This window comes from Devosia geojensis, assembly GCF_000969415.1.
Classification (GTDB): Bacteria; Pseudomonadota; Alphaproteobacteria; order Rhizobiales; family Devosiaceae; genus Devosia; species Devosia geojensis.
The window spans coordinates 24,830-41,358 of the sequence record NZ_JZEX01000088.1; the positions used below are offsets into that span (position 1 = coordinate 24,830).

The following is a 16,529-nucleotide window of genomic DNA, read 5'->3' on the forward strand; positions in this document are numbered from 1 at the left end:
CATGAAGATTGATTGATCTGGTCCGGACCGGTTTCACTCCCTGCCGGCATCTCGAACCAGGGCGGGTGTGTCCCCCGCGTTACCCGTCTCGCCGCGTCACGCCTCCGCTGGTTTCGTGCCGGCCATGGACGGAGCCAGGACGTGGTTGACGTAGACGGCGTAATTTCGCGTCAGATGCTTGGTCAGGATCGACACGGCGGCCTCGGGGTCGCGTGCGATGATGGCCTGCACCACGCCGCGATGTTCGTCGTTGCTGCGGCGGTTGTGGCTGGGAATGTCCCTGGGTGCCGGGCGGGCGCGCATCAGCCGGTCGACGAAGGCATCGTGCAGCGCCACGAAGATCGGATTGCCGGGCACTTCCGCCAGCGCCCGATGGAACTCCACGTCAGCGTCCCGGAACCGCGACAGGTCCTCGACGGCGATATCCGCCTTTTCGATGGCCGCGACCATCTTGCCGATCTGCGCCGGCGTCGCCCACTCGGCTGCATAGCGGGCCATGCTGACCTCGAGGAACAGTCGCGCCTGCTCGAGATGGGCGCTGCCCTCCGTTCCCCGGAAGAACAAGCCCGACGCTTCGGAAATGCTGGCGAGCAACTGCGACAGCGTGGGATAGACGACGCGCGGCCGGTATCCCTTGCGGTGCTCTATCAGCCGCATCGATTCGAGCAGCCCGATCGCCTCGCGTATCGCCGTACGCCCCACTCCGAAACGGGCGCATAGGTCGCGCTCGGATGGCAGCATGGCGCCGACGCCAAGGACGCCCTCATGCACTTCGCGGGCCAGAACATTGGCGATTTCCGATGCCGTCACAGCCATGGCGTTCCCCACACCTAACTCGCCAAAAGGCAACCACACATCCCATTTTGGTGTCAAATATTTCCTTTTTGGTCGACCAAAACGGACACGTGCGCCGATGTTTCGGCACCTCGACTGACCAGAAGCTTCACGTCTCTCTGACGGCTTTTCCCTCTGAAAGCAAAAAATTCGCTCAAAGATACCTGTGATCGCACTATCTGCAGAACGATGTGCGTGAAATCGGCTATTTATGGGCAAATTTCTCTTCACGAGCCCCGGCGATCCAGTTGACAGTCAAAGATATCTCATTAACATAACAACATATCTTTTTTGGGTGTCAAGCGACAATCAAGGTCGCATGGCGGGGGGCGGAATTGATGAAGAGGGTCCTGGTCATCGGCAGTGGCGGGATCGGTCGTCGGCACTTGCGCGGCTATCTCGCGACCGGCAGGGCAAGGCTCTCCATCGTCGAGCCCGATGCAGAGAGGCGGTCCGAAGCGTCGGCCATGTTCGACCTCGAACGCGGCTATGCCGACCTCGCCGAGGTGGACCTTCCAGCCCATGATCTCGCAGTGATCTGCGCCCCCGCACATCTGCACGTGCCTCTGATGCTGGCCTGCGCCGCGGCCAGGCTGCCCTTCATGGTCGAGAAGCCTCTGGCCGTGACCATGGACGGCGTCGACGAAGCGCTCGCAGCCGTGACCGCAGCCGGCATCCTGGCACGAGTGGGCTATATCCGCCGCATCGCTCCCGAACTCCTGGCCCTGCGCCAGCGCATCGCCGATGGCGATATCGGCGCCCTGCGGCTCGCCTACGTGAACTCCTCCCAGGAATTCCCCAAATACCGCCCGGATTTCCAGCGCACCTACTATGCCCGCCCCGAAATGGGCGGCGGTGCCATTCTCGACGCTGCCAGCCACGCCTTCGACATGCTGATCTGGCTCATGGGACGTCCGGTACAGGTCGGCGCCATGTATGACCGGCTGGTGCTGGAGGGGACCGACACCGAGGATACCTGCCTCGTAAACATCCGCTTCGAAAGCGGCGCCATGGCCAACCTGACCATCAACCAGTTCCAGAAGCCCAATACCAACCGCAGCGACTTCATCGGCACCAAGGGCAACCTGACGCTCGAGCACTCGGTGCTCAGCTATTCCACCGACGACAGCGGCAAGCCGGTCGAGACCCGCGACTACATGGATGGCCTTGTGCCCACCGAGGCGCATCAGGCACGCTTCACCATCCAGGCCAACGCCATGCTCGATGCACTCGAGGGCAAGCCGTGCCACCTGGCGACGCTGGAGGACGCCCGCCTGAACCTCAAGGTAGCGCTCGCCGCCAAGCGGTCCTGGACTGAGCGCAAGATCATCACCGTCGACAATTGAGGGGGCACGCCATGTTCGCACTGGACGGGCGCAACGTTCTGGTCACCGGCGGCGCCGGATATCTCGGCACTCCCGTCTGCCTGCTGCTCAAGGCGCAGGGCGCCAATGTGGTCATCGCCGACCGTGACGCCGAGCGCCTGTTCGCGGCCAAGGCCGAGGTCGAGGCGGCGCCGGGCAAGGGCAGCGTCGCCACGCTGCCTCTCGATATGGCCGACGAGGCCTCCATCCTCGCCTGCGTCGAGAATGCCGCGGCAGCCTTCGGCCCGCTCTCCGGGCTCATCGCCGCCACCGCATTCAATTCCGGCAAGACCTTCGGCGAGCTCGACGCGGCGACGTTCGATCTGGCCAACCGCATCAATCTCACCGGCACGTTCCTTCTGGCCCGCGCTGCGGCCGATGCGATGGGTTCGGGCGGCGCGATCGTCCTCTATTCGTCCATGTACGGCGTCGTCTCGCCCGACCCGAAGAAATACCCGGGCGGCATGGCGCCCAACGCCATCGAGTATGGCGTCGGCAAGGCCGGCCTCAACCAGATGGTGCGCTACATGGCCGGGCACTACGGCCCGCGCAACATCCGCGTCAACGCGCTCTATCCCGGCCCCTTCCCGCATGCCGCCGTGCAGCAGGCGCATCCTGATTTCATCGCCAATCTCGAGGCCGGGACCATGCTCGGCCGCATCGGCCGCCAGCACGAGACCGCCGGCGCCGCCGTTTTCCTGATTTCCGACGCCGCTTCCTACGTCACCGGCCAGGTGCTGGGCGTAGATGGCGGCTGGACCGCCTGGTGAGGACTTGATGGACTTTCCCTTTGGAGACCGCCCGATCCGGCTGGCCATGCTCGGCATGGTCGAGGGCAACGGCCACCCCTATTCCTGGTCGATGATCATCAACGGCCGCTACGACGCCGAGGCACTCAAGACCTGCCCCTACCCGGCGATCATCAACTATATCGGCAAGCAGCCCCCCGAAACGCTGGGCATCCCCGGCGTCGAGGTGACCCATGTCTGGACCGACGATCCCGCCGACGCGCCGCAGGTCGCCGCGGTCGCCAAAATCGCCAATGTCGTCGCCCGCGCCGAGGACGTGGTCGGCGAGGTCGACGCCGTGATCGTCGCCACCGACAAGGGCTTCGAGCATGTCGAACGCGCCCGCCCCTTCGTCGAAGCCGGGCTGCCGGTCTTCGTCGATAAACCCCTTTGCGACAACCGGGCCGATCTCGAGACCTTCAGCCGCTGGGTGGCCGAGGGCAAGCCCATCATCTCCTCGTCCGGCATGCGCTTTGCCAAGGAGTTCGCGCCCTATCACGGCGCCACCCACGAGTTCGGCGCCCTGCGCACGGTCTTTGCCACGATGGCCAAGAAGTGGGAGACCTATGGCATTCACGCGCTGGAATCGATTTATCCGATCGTCGGCCCCGGCTTCGTCTCGGTGCGCAACACCGGCACCTATGAGCGCAATGTCGTGCATCTCAAGCACTCAAGGGGCATCGACGTGGTGATCACCACCACCGCCGACCAGATCGGCGGCTCCGGCTTCATCACCCTTGCCGGCACAGAGGGCGGCGTTACCTTACGCAGCCAGGACACCTATACTGCGTTCAAGGCGCAGCTCGAAAGCTATGTCGGGTTCCTGCGCACCGGCACTCCTCCCGTGCCGTTTGCACAGACGCGCGAGCTGATGCAACTGGTCATCGCCGGCATCGAAAGCCGCGAGGCCGGCGGTGCAGAAATCCTGCTCTCCAGCTTCGGAGCCTGACCATGGGCGTACTCGACACCTTCTCCCTTAAGGGCAAGGTCGCCCTTTGTACCGGCGGCGCCGGCCTCTATGGCCGCCAGATCGTCGCCGCCCTGGCCGAAGCGGGCGCCACGACCTTCATCGCCGCCCGTGACCAGGGCAAGCTCGAAGCCGTCGCCGCCGAGGAGCGCGCCGCCGGCAACGACGTCACCGCCCTGCCGCTCGACCTCAGTTCCGATGCTTCGATCGAGGCCCTGCACAGGACCATCCTCGAGCGTGCCGGGCGTTGCGACGTGCTGGTCAATAACGCGGTCGCGCGCTCGGCCATCGACGGCTGGGACCACGACCTCGATGAGTATGACAAAAGCCTGCGCGTCAACGCTTCGGCGCTCTTCAAGATCACTTCGCTCTTCGGCAAGTCGATGGCCGCCAACAAGTCGGGCTCGATCATCAATATCGGCTCGATGATGGGCATGGTCGGGGTGGAGATGGGCAACTATGCGGGTACCGACATGAATGCCAATCCCTCGCCCATCTACTTTTATGAGAAGGGCGGCATGCTCAACTTCACCCGCTGGGCCGCCAGCATCCTGGGCAAGGACAATGTGCGGGTGAACTGCCTCTCCCCCGGCGGCCTCTACAGCGGCCAGCCGGCGCCCTTCGTCAGGAATTACGCCGACCGGACCCAGCTTGGCCGCATGGCCAACGAGACCGACCTCATGGGCTCGATCGTCTTCCTCGCCTCCGACGCATCCGCCTACATCACCGGCGCCAATATCCCGGTCGATGGCGGCTACACCGCAAAATAGCACCGGGTCCCCCATGTCCGAAAAGCAGCCCTATTCCGCCACCCCCGCGACGGCGCACCGCATGCGTCCCAGCCGCGTGCTGCGCACCATCGCCGCCGGCGGGGTCGCCCGCGTGCTTAAGCTCAATACTTTCGACGCCAAGGTTGCCGAGATCTTCGCCCAGGCCCGGCCCGATGCGCTCTGGCTCTGCCAGGAGCATACGTCGGCCAGTCTCGAAGCCATCGAGAACCAGATCCGTGCCGCCAAGATCTACGATGTCGACAGTCTCGTCCGCGTCGCCCGCGGCAGCTATTCCGACTATATCCGTCCGCTCGAAGCCGATGCCGCCGGCCTCATCGTGCCCCATGTCATGGGCGCCGCCGACGCCCGCGCCGTACGCGACATGACCAAGTTCGCCCCGCTCGGCCGCCGGGCCGTCGACGGCGGCAACAATGACGGCATGTTCACCCGCGTCGGCTTCCTCGACTATCTCGAGGCGGCGAACAGGGAACGTTTCGTGTGCCACCAGATCGAGGATCCCGAGGCCCTTGAGGAGATCGAGGCCATCGCCGAGATCGACGGCGTCGACGCGCTGTTCTTCGGTCCCGGCGACTACTCCGTCCGCCTCGGCATTCCCGGCCAGCTCCAGGCGCCCGAGATCGTCAAGGTGCGCCAGCGCGTCGCCGAGGTCGCCCGCAAGTACGGCAAGATCGCCGTGACCGTCGCCGGCAAGGCCAATGTCAGGGACTACGTCTCCATGGGCTACAACATGCTGAGCGTCGGTGCGGACGTGGTGGCGCTGGCCACCTATGCCGACGACGTCCTGTCCGCATTCGACGCCATCTAGGAGGCAGCAATGGACCTCGAAGCGCTGGCGAAAACGCTGCTCGACGGCCGCACCAAGGGCATCCCCGCGACAGCCGCCCCCTTCCCCCTCGCCGAGATCGGCAGCAAGGGCTGGAACGTGCTCAGGGAGGACCTGCCGCTTCCGCTGATGGTCCTCAAGCGCAGCGCCCTCGACCACAATGCCAGCGTCTTCGGGCAATACCTGACCAGTCACGGCCTGTCGCTCGCCCCGCATGGCAAGACGACGATGAGTCCGCACATCTTCGCCGAGCAACTGGCCGGCGGCGCCTGGGGCATGACCGCGGCGACGATCAACCAGGTGCAGGTCATGCATCACTACGGCGTCAGACGCGTGGTGCTGGCCAACCAGCTGATCGGCAAGGCGCATCTGGCCGGAATTGTCGCCTTGTTCAGGGACGATCCCGACTTCGACTTCTATTGCTTCCTCGATTCCCCCGCCCAACTCGACAATATGCTGCGCCACCTTGCGCCGCTGGCCCCGCCACGTCCGGTCAAGGTGTTGATCGAGATCGGCGCCAAGGGCGGGCGCACCGGCCTGCGCGACCAGGCCGAGGCCCTGTCGCTGGCCGAAAGGCTCGCGGCGAGCGACGCGAAACTCGTTCGCTTCGCCGGCCTTGCCACCTTCGAAGGCGTCTTACCCGGCATCGGCGAAAACCCGATGCTGGTCGAGCCCTTCGCGCAATCGATCGTCGACATTGCCCGCGCCCTGCCGCCGGGCCTTTATGCCGGCCTCGACGAATTCATCCTCTCGGGCGGTGGCTCCTCCTATTTCGACATCGTCGCCGACCGCTTCGCGACGCTCGACCTGCCCGTTCCGGTGCGCGTGCTGCTGCGTTCGGGCTGCTACGTCACCAACGATTCCGGCGCCTACAAGAAGGCTCAGGACGAGGCCAAGGCCGATCCGCGCCGCTCGTGGAAGTCCGACCTCGAGCCGGCGCTCGAAGCCTGGGCCTATGTCCAGTCCATACCGGAGCCAGGCCTGGCCTTCCTTTCCATGGGCAAGCGCGACGTGCCCTACGATTCCGGCCTGCCGGTGCCGTTCAAACGCTACCGCCCGGGCGCCGGCTTCCTGCCGGTCGGCACGGCCGAAATCTTCGCCACCAACGACCAGCACGCCTATGTCCGCCTCGGTCCGGACGCGGATTGGCAGGTGGGCGATCTCGTCGCCTCGGGCGTCTCCCATCCCTGCACCGCTTTCGACAAATGGCGGTTCCTGCCGATCGTCGACGACGACTACACCGTCATCGACGGCGTCCTCACCTTCTTCTGACCCAAGGCCCGCCCGTCATGACCAAGACCATCCTGTTCGGTGGCCTCTACCATGAGACCCACACCTTCCTCGCCCACAAGACCGGCATGGCCCAGTTCGAGGACGGCGGCATCAGGATCGGCCGGGCGGCCGTCGACCAGAACCGCGGCAATGGCTCGCCCAGCGCCGGCTTCATCGATTATGCCGACAAGGCCGGCTGGCGCATCCTGCCCACCATCCAGATGGCGGCGCAGCCGGCCGGCAAGGTGACGGACGACGTCGTCGACCTCTTCTTCAAACATTTCCTCGCCGGTCTCGACCGCCACATGCACGAGATCAACGGCATCTTCCTCGTGCTGCACGGCGCAATGGTGAGCGAAGGTTCGGACGACGTCGAGGGCCTGATCTTCAAGACCGTCCGCGAACGCCTGGCGGCAGCCGGTCGCGGCAACCTGCCGATCGGCGCCGTGCTCGACCTGCACGGCAATATCTCCCGGACGATGGTCGAGAACACCACGGTCCTGCGCGCCTATCGCGAGAACCCGCACACGGACGCTTACGAATCCGCGGTCGCTGCCGCCGAACTGCTCGACCGCGCCTTCAGCGAACCCGACCTCAAACCGCTGCACCGAGCGACCAAATACGTGATCCCGCCCACAGGCGTCGGGTCAGCCAACGACCCGATGAGGAGCGTGCTCACCGCCGCCCGCGCTATCGAGGCGAAGGATCCCGATATCCTCGCCATCAACGTCATGGCCGGCTACGCTTATTCCGACATTGCCGATTGCGGCTTCAGTCTGAACCTCATCACCAAAGGCCCGGTCGCAGCGGCAGAAAAACACCTCGACGCGCTGGTGGATGTGCTCGAGGCCAATATTGCCGCCGGCTACCCGCATGAGGACGACCTCGCCACCGCCCTGGCGAAGGCCGATGCCCTGCCGGCGGGCAAAGGACCGATCCTGCTCATCGAACCGGCCGACAACATCGGCGGCGGTACGCCTGGCGACGCCACGGGCCTGCTCGGGCCTTTGCTCGCAACCGGCCGCACCAACATCCTCGCCGCCATCGCCGACCGCGACTCCGTCGCTCAATGCTTCGCCGCCGGCAAGGGTCAGACCGTCTCCCTCGAGATCGGCGGCAAGACGGACGCGCACCACGGCGAGCCCATCCCTTTCATCGGCACGGTCGAGCATCTCAGCGACGGGGTCTTCCAATTGGAGAATCCAAAGTCGCACCTCGCCTCCATGGGCGGCACCACCATCCGCATGGGCCGCTGCGCCGTGGTGAGCAATGGACAGGCCAAGATTCTGCTCTCCGAACGCAAGACGGCGCCGATGGACCTGGGCCAGTACCATTCGCAGGGCCTGCGGCCGGAAGACGCCACCTATGTCGTCATCAAGGCGGCCGTTTCCCACCGTGCCGCCTACGATCCGATCATGCGGGCCGGCTTCTACGTCGATAGTCCCGGCCTCTGCACCAGCGACCTGCGCCGCCTGCCCTTCACCAAGCTAGAGGGCAAGGTCATCTCGTTGCACTGAGGGCCGCCATGCCGCGCTGCCACAGCGATCGCATCGATGCACGGCGGAGCCCCTCCGGGCTCCGCTGTCGCTCAGATCTTGTCGGCCGCCCGAAGATCGGCCTGCAGCCTAGCCTGATAAGCGGCCTTGGCCGCCTCGTCGACCTTTGCGCTCTGCCCGAAATAGACGAAGCCCAGCGCCCGGCGGGCGCGCGTTGGCGAGGTGTTCGCACCCGCCCAGTGCACCGTCTTGGAATGATGCATCAAGAGCGTTCCGGCTTCACCCGGAAAGGCCACGGTATTGGCCTTGTCGTCCTCGGTGCCGAAATCGGTGATGCCCTGCGAGAAGCCGAGGATTTCCGATCGACCGTGCGGGCGGTAGCCCGGCGCCAGGTGCGAGCCGCGCACATAGTGGATGCACCCGTTCTCGGCATCGACGGGCTCCAGCGCCAGCCACCCGGTCACCGCCGCCGGCGGATTGAAGTGGAAATAGTAGCCGTCCTGGTGCGGCGGGGTCGGTTTGCCGATGCCGGCGGGTTTGTTGAAGTATTCGAGGTTCACCGCCCTGGCGGGCTCACCCAGCATGGTCTCGGCCAATTGCCGAATGGTGTCGGTTTCCAACAGGTCGCGGAAATAGGCGTCGTAGTGCTGCATGTTCTGCATCTGCTTGAGCGAGCCCTTGTCGCCCTTGGCCTCATAGAACACTTCCGTGTCCGCCATCTTCGGTACGCATTCGGCGATATAGCGGTCGAACTCGCGGTTGATCTCGGCCATCCGGGCTGCGTCGAACAGCGGCCGGATGGCGATATAGCCGTCGCGATCGAAGTCCTGCTTGAGGCCGGCAAGGTTCGGCTGGATCTGGGACATGGATGCTCTCCTTCTGCGTTCCCCTCTCGGTCATCAAAGCCCGTTCCGGTCGTCCCGTCTGTTGAGACCTGCGACGCCAAACGAGGAATTCCGATCGATCAGCGCACTTTGCGGTGGCTTTCGCCATGCCGCGGTGATGCAGTGCTGTCATGAGCGGTCCCATCACCCCCGACGGCATCGTCCTGCGCGAGCATCGCCTCGGCCGCTTCGACAGACGCATGCCCATCGGGCCCGTGGTCTGGGACTTCCATGACCTCCTGTGGATTCACGAAGGTGCCGTGCACCTCGCCATCGCCGGGGACGACCTGACCATCGCCGCCCCGGACGGACTGCTCATCTTGCCGGGCACGCATTTCGCCGGCGCCGCCGTCGACGGTTTCGCCACTGCCTCCATCTGCCATTTCGAGTGGCCCGATGCCGCCGCGCTCGGCCTCGATGGCCCGGGATATCTCCGCCCGCGGCCCGGGGATGCTCTCCACATCCAGGCCATGCTGCGCCTCAGCCTCGATCTCGCCGGCTCCATCGTCGCGGTCGATGCCGACCGCCGTCGCCGGCTGCTCCTGGCCATTCTCGATTGCTTCCAGCATCCGGCCGTCGCCGTCGACGCCCCTGCGCCCGAACTCGATCGCGCCCTCGAGATGGCCTGGCGGCAGGCGGCCAAGACCCTGCCCAAGATTCGCACGCTTAGCGATGTGGCTGCGCTTCTCGGTGTGCATGAAAGCGCCTTGCGCGCCCGGCATCGCCGGTTCTACCGCACATCGGCCGGCGGCCATCTGCGCGAGATGCGCCTGCGCCGCGCCGAGGACCTCTTGTCCACCACGCGCCACAGCATCGGCGAGATCGCGCATCTGGTCGGCTACGGCCACGCCGAGACATTCATTGCCGCCTTCCACCGCAGCCGCGGCTGCACGCCGGGGCAGTTCCGCCACCGCTCGAACCCCTTCGCGTGAGGCTCAAATGCAGCTCGTCGAGGCCGGCACGCCCTACGCCAATCCCCGCTTCGGACAGCGATTGGCCGACTGCCAGTTCCTCGCCTGCTGCTGGCAGGTTGAAAACTGCCAGTATGTCGTCAAGACCTTCCGTATCCGGCTTTGAGGCATCCGCCCGTGTCCACCGCGCCCGAGTTGACCGACTACGAAAAGCTCCGCCGCCTGCCGTTCCTCTATCTCTATTCCGCCCTTACGGCCACCGCGGTGCTCTGCACGGTCGGGGCGCCGCTGGTGTTGTTCTCGGCCGAATTGGGCATCGACAAGGACCGCATCGGCCTCATCGGCGGCATCCTGCCTTTCTTCCAGATCCTGGGTATTACCAGCCTGCCGATCATCCTGCGCTTCGGTATGCGCCGCGTCGCCGCCCTCGCGCTTCTGGCGCGCTACATCTTCCTCGTGCCGCTGTTCTTCGCGCCGCAATTCATCGACGCCCCCGACGTCGCGTTCGCGCTGATCTTCGGCGCCGTCATCGCCTACGCCATCTGCCGCACCCTCTCGGAGGCCGCGGTGACGCCGTGGCAGCAGGAGTTCATCCCCCGCCTCGTGCGGGGCCAGATCAGCGGCCGCATCGCCATCGCCTATCTGCCGGTGGCGCTGATCGGTTCCTTCCTCATCCAGCTCTGGCTGGATGGGCGGGACGGCATCGAGCGCTTCTACCCCGTCTTCGTCATCGGTATCGTCATCGGTGCTTTGGGCGCTCTTTGTCTCTTCGGCCTTGGCGGCGGCGCGCCAAGGCAGGCGGCCGGAGGATCATCTCAGCTGCTGGGTAATCTGCGCGTGCCCCTGCGCGACCGCAATTTCCTCGCCTTCCTGTTCTCCTCGGGCAGCCAGTACCTGATCTTCTCGGCGATGAACGTCTTCCTGCTGCTGTTCTTCCGCGAACGGCTCGGCATCTCCAGCGGCCAGCTTGTGCTCATGGCCGCGCTCGTGCCGGTGGGTGCTGCTGCCGGCAGCTATGCCGCCGGCTGGTTCGTCGACCGCCACGGCACGCGCGCCATCCGCATCACCCTGCAGGCCCTGCAGGTCGTGCTTCTGCTCGTCCTGCCTTTCGTCCATGCCGGCATTCCCGGCGTCGAGCTCCTGGCGGGCGCCGTCTTCCTGCTGTTCGGTTTCCTGGTCCAGGGCGCCATGGTGCCGGGCAGCATCTACATGCTGAACTACGTGCCCCCGGCCCATCGCGAGAGCTATATGGCTCTGGCCTACAGCAGCGACGGCATCTTCGGCGGCGGCCTCACCGTCCTTGCCGGCGTGCTCGTGCAGCACTTCGAGCCGACGGGCATCACCGCCGCAGGCGTTCACCTGGGCGGCTATGAACTTCTCTTCCTCGCCGGCGCCCTCGCCACGGCGCTTTCGGCCTTGGTGTTCTCGCAGCTTCAGGAAGAAGGCGCCACCGGCGTCCGCGACTTCCTCGGCCAGTTCTATTCCGGCAATCCGCTCCGCGCGCTCTGGAGCATCCAGCGCTTCTCCAGCTTCACCTCCGAGCAACGGCGGCGCGACCTCGCCTATGGCTTCGGCGGCATCGGCAGCACCCTGGCCCGGAACGAGTTGATCGGCGCGCTCTCCGATCCGAGTTTCGACGTTCGCCACGAAGCCATCCGGGCCCTCGGCCGCCTGCCGCCCTCTCCTGCCGCCATCCGGGCGCTCGAGGAGATGCTCAGCTATGACGGGCTGATCGAACTGCAATATGCCGCGCTCGAATCCCTGGGCCAATTGCGCTCCACTGCGAGCGCCGGCGCCATCGCCGCCTTCCTCGACAATCCCAACCGGCTGCTGCGCTCGCGCGCCGCCCGCTCCCTCGGCGATATCCGCAGCCCCGCCCAGCTGCCGGCCATCCGTGCGATGCTGGCCGACGATCCCGATATCGATTGCCGCCTGGCGGCCGCCTCGGCCCTCGGCAAATATGGCGACCGTCAGAGTGTCCCGGCGCTCGTCGCCGTCTACGTCCAACAAGCGGTGGACGGCGGCCATGTCAGCGAGCCGCGCAGCAAGGTGGTTCTGCTGGCCATCGCCAAGATCCTGCACGTCGAAGAACGTTTCGCGCGCAACTGGCGCCGCGAGGAGAAGATGCCCGGCTATTGCCTGCCCGAACTTCTGGGCAAGGTCGCCAAGGCGATGCCGTCGGGCGAAGCTGCCCGAATCCGTGCCCGGACACTGCAGGCCGCGGCCAGCGAATTTGGCAACGGCCCTACCGAAACCGCATTCGCCGCCCTCCAGGCCCTGCGACCCGATATCGCTGCCGCCAGCCACAAAGACCGTGATCTCGTTCTGGCCTTACTCGACGGCACAGCACATCTGACAGAGCCGCACCGGGCCCTCATGGTCCTGCTCGCCGTATCGATGCGCGCTGTTCTGCCCCGCGCGAAAAACTAGGGTTTTGATCCGTCCTGCTTGGCTTTGCGCCCGGGCCAGCTCATCAGCAGCCGCGCCGATTTCTCGGCCTCGCGCGCCTTGGCCGGATCCTTGAAGATGCGGCTGACGCAGCGCGGCTCGGTGCGGCTGATCGCGTCATAGACCAGGTGGTAGCCGGTCTTGTCCATGATCGGGCCGATCCAGCCGGCGCAATGGTCGCAATAGCGCTCCATCGGCTCGGCATCATTGTCCATCGCCTTGGTCAGGCTCGGACATTTATGCATGTGCAGCTCGATATGCTCGTCATCGACGATCAGGTCGAGATCGCAATTCTCCTCGTCCCGGATCACCGACCAATATTCGTACATGCCCTCAAAGCCCTTGGTTTCAATCAGCTCCAGGATGTGGCGCTCCTGGTTCTTGCTGATTTCGAGCCAGTAGAGCTCGAGGTCCTCCTCGCCCCGGCTCTCCAGGAACTTGAAGACCTCGTTGTAAAAGCGGGTGAAATGGTCGCTCGGGATCATGCGCGCCTCCGGATGACTTGGCGGCAGGCGCCCGGCCCGGTAATTTCGGTATCGATCCGATAGGCCGAGCCTTCGGCGATGGCCTCGTTGACCTTGCTCGTCTGGTCGCAGAAATAGGGCGACACTGCCGGGGCGATCTTGGCGACGTGGTGGTAAGCGGTACAGCGGCGCACCGTCAGCACGATCTCGTCCTCGCCCACGGCTATGTCGTAGTCGGCATTCTCGCGGTCGAAGAAGTGCCGCCAGTGGCGCACCATCTCGTCGGGGTCGCCATCCAGCATGTGCTGGCGCAGGTCGCGGTAGACGTCCTTGCCGACCTTGGCGAAAATCTCGTGCAGCACCTCGATGCCGTAGCGCTCGACGATGAAGTCGATGGTCGTGTTGACCGCCCCGTGGAAATCGAGGTGGACGTTGCCGTCCTCCTGATAGCGCAGGGATTTCTCAAGCTGCTGCCGGGGCATCTGCTCGCCTGTAGAATGACTGTCCGCCAATGATCGTCTCCACCACCGAAAGATCGAGCGGGTCGAGCACGGCGAAATCAGCCAGCTTGCCCTTCTCGATGCTGCCCATATCCCGCTGGCGGCCAATCACCCGCGCTGGCACCAGGCTGCCGGCATGAGCCGCCTGCACCAGGTCCGCCCCGGCCATCGCCATGTAGTTGCGCATGCCTTCGTCCGGCGTCAGCGACGACCCACAGAGCCCGCCATTGCGGTCGCGCACCGCCTTGCCGGGCGCGCTGGTCACGAAATAGCCGGGATAGAACTCGAATTCCGTGCCGGGAAGACCAGCATACTTCATCGAGTCCGTCTCGAGGAAGACGCGATCGACCGGCAATTGCGCCAGGATGCGCAGCAGCTTGGGATGGGCATGGATGCCGTCGGCCACCACGCCCAGCGCAAGGTGCCGCTCCGCCAGAAGGGCGTCCGGCAGTGAAAACACATGCACGCCGGAGTCATCGGGCGGTAGCGTTTGCATCACGTCGTACATGTGCGTCACCGCATCGATGCCCCAGCCCACATAGCGTGAAACGTCGTCCGGCGCCGCCCGGCTGTGCCCAAGATGGACCGACGCGCCATTGTCCTTCATCGTGCGGATGAAGGCTTCGGCGCCGGGCAACTCAGGAGCGATGGTGACAGCCGCCAGCCGCCCATGGGCATTGTCGAGCATAAGCGCGGCCAGCTCGGAGGAAGGCAATTGCAGGTTCTGCGGATTGTGTGCACCCGGCGAATTGAAGCACGGTCCCTCGCTGTGGATGCCGATGGCGCGCGCCCCTTGCGCCCGGCCGCAAGCCGCCGACAGACGGGTCAGCACGTCGGCAAAGGCGCGTGGCGGCTGGCAGCCGATGGAAGGGAGAAACCCGGTTACCCCCCGGGCGGGCAGCTTGGCCGCCGAATCGGCCACGCCCTCCGGCGTCGCATCCGAATAGAGGTTGACATCGAACCCATGCTGCAGAAGGTCGATGAGACCCGGGAAGATCAGCCTGCCCCGGCAATCGAGCACCTTCCAGTCCTCACCCACGGGTGTGCCGGGAAGTGCGAGATCGACGATACGGTCGTCTTCGATCAGCAGGTCGCGCAGAACGACGCCGGTGGGGGTAACGACAAGCGCTCCGGCCCACTTCTGCTTGACACCCATCGGCGAACCCTTATTAGCATGTTATTATGCTAATGAGTTAACTCAGTTCGGATCGGGTGTAAACATGGATCGGCGCACCGTCTGCGTTACCGGATCGAGCCATGGCATCGGCCTCGCCATCGCCAGGGCCTTCGCTACGGCCGGCGCCCGTGTGATCATCAATTCCCATCGAGATGACGAGCATGCTCAAAAGGCTCTCTCCGAACTTTCGGCGCTGACCGAAACCGCCTTCATAAAGGCCGACCTGTCCCAGCCCGGCGAGGCCGGGCGCCTGGTCGAGGCGGCCTATGGGCGATGGGGACGGCTCGACACCCTGGTCAACAATGCCGGCACTTTCCTCGATACGCCTTTCGGCGAGCTCACCGAGGCCGCATTCGACCGCACCTTCGCGCTGAACGTGCGCGCCTATCTCTTTGCCAGCCAGGCCTTCGCCAGCCGCGTCGCGGCCGGCCAGGTCAATCCCAGCATCATCTGCGTGGGCTCGACCAACTCCATGGCGGCCGAGCGCGACAGCGTCGCCTACGACGCCTCCAAGGGCGCCGTGCTCATGCTGGTCAGGTCCATGGCCGTCACGCTCGCCCACCGCGGCATCCGCGTCAACGGAATCGGCCCGGGACTGGTGCATACGCCGCTGACGGCGGCCGGGCTCCAGTCCGAGAGCCGCCGGCAATTGCTGGAGCGGCAGATTCCGCTGGGACGCATCGGCGAGCCCGATGATATCGGTGGTGCCGCAGTCTTTCTTGCGTCAGAAGAGGCCCGCTATATCACGGGGCAGATGCTGTTCATCGATGGTGGTATCCTGGCCAATCAAATGTCCTGGGGCGAAGAACCGTGAACGTTGAACTGACGCCGCGCCATCTCCAGCTTCGCGACCTCTTGCTGCGCCGCTGGAAGACCAACGGCCTCAAGGCCGGCGACAAGATCGAATCGCAGAACGAGATCATCAAGTTCTGCGATTTCTCGCTGATCACCGTCATCAAGACGCTCAAGGATCTCGAGAGCGAGGGCGTCATCCGCCGGCAGGTCGGGCGCGGCTCGTTCCTCGTGCAGGCGCCGTGGGCCGAGGAGCATCACCGCGTCGGCTTCTTCTACAACCGCAACATCGTCGGCGACGGCATCTTCAACAACGAGTTCTACACTCGCCTGGTCATCGCCCTCGAAAAGGGCGTGGTCTCGGACGGACACGAATTCATCATGGGCAGCTTCACCCACGCCAAGATGCCCGTGACCCTGTGGGACCGCCTCGACATGGTGGTGCTGACCGGCATCACCGGCGAAACCGACATCTCGGCTCTCAGCCAGACCACCAGCCAGATCAGCGTGCTCGACGCCCTGATCGACCTGCCGGGCGTCCACAGCTACCGATTGGACTATGCTCCCGCCTTCCGGGAGATGTTCGCCCGGTTCGGCTCAAAGCCCAACCGCGTCCTCTACCTCGATACCGTCCACGTCTCCACCGAGCAGGCGGCGCGCCTCGCCGCCTTCAAGGCGGCCTGCGGCGAAACCGATGCGCTGCAGACGCTGCGCATCGCCACCGTCAATCAGGAAGACCAGTCATCCGATTTCGCTCCGCTCGAACGGGCCATCGCCGAATTCCAGCCGGACCTCATCTGCGGCTACATGCATCGCAGCTGGCATTCGCGCATGGCCGAGGTGCTGTCCAAGCCGGTGCGCATCTATCCCTTCGGCCTCGATTCCTCCCGACCCGGTTTCGTCGTGACCAGCGACGACTGGATGAAATCCACCCTGCCGATGATCTACCGGAAACTCGAGGACCGCCGCGCAGAAGGGGAAGTGCACAACTTCCCCGCCCATTTTGTTCCCTAATTCA

Annotated in this window: 17 protein-coding genes; 12 read left to right on the top strand and 5 right to left on the bottom strand. The window is 65.1% G+C overall.

The annotated features are described in order from the left end of the window. Positions 1-96: 96 nt before the first annotated feature. Entirely contained in the window at positions 97-816 is a 720-nt protein-coding gene (locus VE25_RS08700; protein ID WP_052731833.1) for an FCD domain-containing protein, read from the bottom strand. 356 nt (positions 817-1,172) lie between these two features. Here VE25_RS08700 and VE25_RS08705 point away from each other — a divergent pair, with 356 nt between their 5' ends. Genes VE25_RS08705 through VE25_RS08740 form a run of 7 tightly spaced genes read left to right on the top strand, consistent with a single transcriptional unit; the run spans position 1,173 to position 8,356 of the window. Continuing rightward, positions 1,173-2,180: a Gfo/Idh/MocA family protein gene (locus tag VE25_RS08705; protein WP_046108219.1), complete on the top strand. Its 1,008-nt coding sequence runs from the start codon at positions 1,173-1,175 to the stop codon at positions 2,178-2,180. Positions 2,181-2,191: 11 nt separating this feature from the next. Continuing rightward, positions 2,192-2,968, top strand: coding sequence for an SDR family NAD(P)-dependent oxidoreductase (locus tag VE25_RS08710; RefSeq protein ID WP_046108220.1), 777 nt, complete (start codon positions 2,192-2,194; stop codon positions 2,966-2,968). A gap of 7 nt (positions 2,969-2,975) precedes the next feature. After that, positions 2,976-3,935, top strand: a complete 960-nt coding sequence (locus tag VE25_RS21770; RefSeq protein WP_052731834.1) for a Gfo/Idh/MocA family oxidoreductase — start codon at positions 2,976-2,978, stop codon at positions 3,933-3,935. A gap of 2 nt (positions 3,936-3,937) precedes the next feature. Beyond that, the gene (locus VE25_RS08725) at positions 3,938-4,723 is read left to right on the top strand and encodes an SDR family oxidoreductase (RefSeq protein WP_046108223.1); all 786 of its coding nucleotides are present in this window, start codon (positions 3,938-3,940) and stop codon (positions 4,721-4,723) included. A 13-nt stretch (positions 4,724-4,736) separates the two neighbouring features. After that, the gene (locus VE25_RS08730; RefSeq protein WP_052731835.1) at positions 4,737-5,549 is read left to right on the top strand and encodes an HpcH/HpaI aldolase family protein; all 813 of its coding nucleotides are present in this window, start codon (positions 4,737-4,739) and stop codon (positions 5,547-5,549) included. A 9-nt stretch (positions 5,550-5,558) separates the two neighbouring features. Continuing rightward, complete coding sequence (locus VE25_RS08735; protein ID WP_046108224.1) at positions 5,559-6,839, top strand: amino acid deaminase; 1,281 nt, start codon at positions 5,559-5,561, stop codon at positions 6,837-6,839. A gap of 17 nt (positions 6,840-6,856) precedes the next feature. Further along, positions 6,857-8,356 carry a M81 family metallopeptidase gene (locus tag VE25_RS08740; protein ID WP_046108225.1) on the top strand — a complete coding sequence of 500 codons (1,500 nt, stop codon included), beginning with the start codon at positions 6,857-6,859 and terminating at the stop codon, positions 8,354-8,356. A 71-nt stretch (positions 8,357-8,427) separates the two neighbouring features. Here VE25_RS08740 and VE25_RS08745 read toward each other — a convergent pair whose 3' ends face one another. After that, positions 8,428-9,201 carry a phytanoyl-CoA dioxygenase family protein gene (locus VE25_RS08745; protein WP_046108226.1) on the bottom strand — a complete coding sequence of 258 codons (774 nt, stop codon included), beginning with the start codon at positions 9,199-9,201 and terminating at the stop codon, positions 8,428-8,430. 149 nt (positions 9,202-9,350) lie between these two features. On the opposite strand from VE25_RS08745, the gene VE25_RS08750 reads away from it, so the two are divergent. Genes VE25_RS08750 through VE25_RS21775 form a run of 3 tightly spaced genes read left to right on the top strand, consistent with a single transcriptional unit; the run spans position 9,351 to position 12,560 of the window. Further along, positions 9,351-10,151 (top strand): helix-turn-helix transcriptional regulator, encoded by an 801-nt coding sequence (locus tag VE25_RS08750; protein WP_046108227.1) that lies wholly within the window; start codon positions 9,351-9,353, stop codon positions 10,149-10,151. Positions 10,152-10,158: 7 nt separating this feature from the next. Next, the gene (locus VE25_RS22945; RefSeq protein ID WP_160299969.1) at positions 10,159-10,296 is read left to right on the top strand and encodes a hypothetical protein; all 138 of its coding nucleotides are present in this window, start codon (positions 10,159-10,161) and stop codon (positions 10,294-10,296) included. An 11-nt stretch (positions 10,297-10,307) separates the two neighbouring features. Continuing rightward, positions 10,308-12,560, top strand: a complete 2,253-nt coding sequence (locus tag VE25_RS21775; protein WP_052731836.1) for an MFS transporter — start codon at positions 10,308-10,310, stop codon at positions 12,558-12,560. On the opposite strand, the gene VE25_RS08760 is transcribed toward VE25_RS21775, so the two are convergent. From VE25_RS08760 to VE25_RS08770, 3 genes are read right to left on the bottom strand one after another with little or no spacing between them, the layout of a single operon-like run. Continuing rightward, a complete protein-coding gene (locus VE25_RS08760; RefSeq protein WP_046108228.1) occupies positions 12,557-13,063 on the bottom strand; it encodes a hypothetical protein in 507 nt (168 codons plus the stop codon). The two genes, VE25_RS21775 and VE25_RS08760, sit on opposite strands and share 4 nt — an antisense overlap. Then, positions 13,060-13,524, bottom strand: coding sequence for a hypothetical protein (locus tag VE25_RS08765; RefSeq protein ID WP_046108229.1), 465 nt, complete (start codon positions 13,522-13,524; stop codon positions 13,060-13,062). Before VE25_RS08765 ends, VE25_RS08760 begins: the two co-directional genes overlap by 4 nt. Further along, on the bottom strand, positions 13,505-14,698 hold the full coding sequence (locus VE25_RS08770) for an N-acetylglucosamine-6-phosphate deacetylase (protein WP_046108230.1): 1,194 nt from the start codon (positions 14,696-14,698) through the stop codon (positions 13,505-13,507). Before VE25_RS08770 ends, VE25_RS08765 begins: the two co-directional genes overlap by 20 nt. Before the next feature lie 64 nt (positions 14,699-14,762). Between VE25_RS08770 and VE25_RS08775 the strand changes: the two genes are divergently transcribed. Further along, the gene (locus VE25_RS08775; RefSeq protein WP_046108231.1) at positions 14,763-15,533 is read left to right on the top strand and encodes an SDR family NAD(P)-dependent oxidoreductase; all 771 of its coding nucleotides are present in this window, start codon (positions 14,763-14,765) and stop codon (positions 15,531-15,533) included. Further along, entirely contained in the window at positions 15,530-16,525 is a 996-nt protein-coding gene (locus tag VE25_RS08780; protein ID WP_052731837.1) for a GntR family transcriptional regulator, read from the top strand. The genes VE25_RS08775 and VE25_RS08780 overlap by 4 nt, the downstream gene beginning before the upstream one ends. Positions 16,526-16,529 lie beyond the last annotated feature (4 nt).

Bases quoted from the DNA above. Each gene is read 5' to 3' on its own strand.
- VE25_RS08735 (WP_046108224.1), top strand. From the start codon at position 5,559: ATGGACCTCGAAGCGCTGGCGAAAACGCTGCTCGACGGCCGCACCAAG.
- VE25_RS08705 (WP_046108219.1), top strand. From the start codon at position 1,173: ATGAAGAGGGTCCTGGTCATCGGCAGTGGCGGGATCGGTCGTCGGCAC.
- VE25_RS21770 (WP_052731834.1), top strand. From the start codon at position 2,976: ATGGACTTTCCCTTTGGAGACCGCCCGATCCGGCTGGCCATGCTCGGC.
- VE25_RS08765 (WP_046108229.1), bottom strand. From the start codon at position 13,524: ATGCCCCGGCAGCAGCTTGAGAAATCCCTGCGCTATCAGGAGGACGGC.
- VE25_RS08770 (WP_046108230.1), bottom strand. From the start codon at position 14,698: ATGGGTGTCAAGCAGAAGTGGGCCGGAGCGCTTGTCGTTACCCCCACC.
- VE25_RS08775 (WP_046108231.1), top strand. From the start codon at position 14,763: ATGGATCGGCGCACCGTCTGCGTTACCGGATCGAGCCATGGCATCGGC.
- VE25_RS08700 (WP_052731833.1), bottom strand. From the start codon at position 816: ATGGCTGTGACGGCATCGGAAATCGCCAATGTTCTGGCCCGCGAAGTG.
- VE25_RS08710 (WP_046108220.1), top strand. From the start codon at position 2,192: ATGTTCGCACTGGACGGGCGCAACGTTCTGGTCACCGGCGGCGCCGGA.
- VE25_RS08760 (WP_046108228.1), bottom strand. From the start codon at position 13,063: ATGATCCCGAGCGACCATTTCACCCGCTTTTACAACGAGGTCTTCAAG.
- VE25_RS08750 (WP_046108227.1), top strand. From the start codon at position 9,351: ATGAGCGGTCCCATCACCCCCGACGGCATCGTCCTGCGCGAGCATCGC.
- VE25_RS08740 (WP_046108225.1), top strand. From the start codon at position 6,857: ATGACCAAGACCATCCTGTTCGGTGGCCTCTACCATGAGACCCACACC.
- VE25_RS08725 (WP_046108223.1), top strand. From the start codon at position 3,938: ATGGGCGTACTCGACACCTTCTCCCTTAAGGGCAAGGTCGCCCTTTGT.
- VE25_RS08730 (WP_052731835.1), top strand. From the start codon at position 4,737: ATGTCCGAAAAGCAGCCCTATTCCGCCACCCCCGCGACGGCGCACCGC.
- VE25_RS08745 (WP_046108226.1), bottom strand. From the start codon at position 9,201: ATGTCCCAGATCCAGCCGAACCTTGCCGGCCTCAAGCAGGACTTCGAT.
- VE25_RS22945 (WP_160299969.1), top strand. From the start codon at position 10,159: ATGCAGCTCGTCGAGGCCGGCACGCCCTACGCCAATCCCCGCTTCGGA.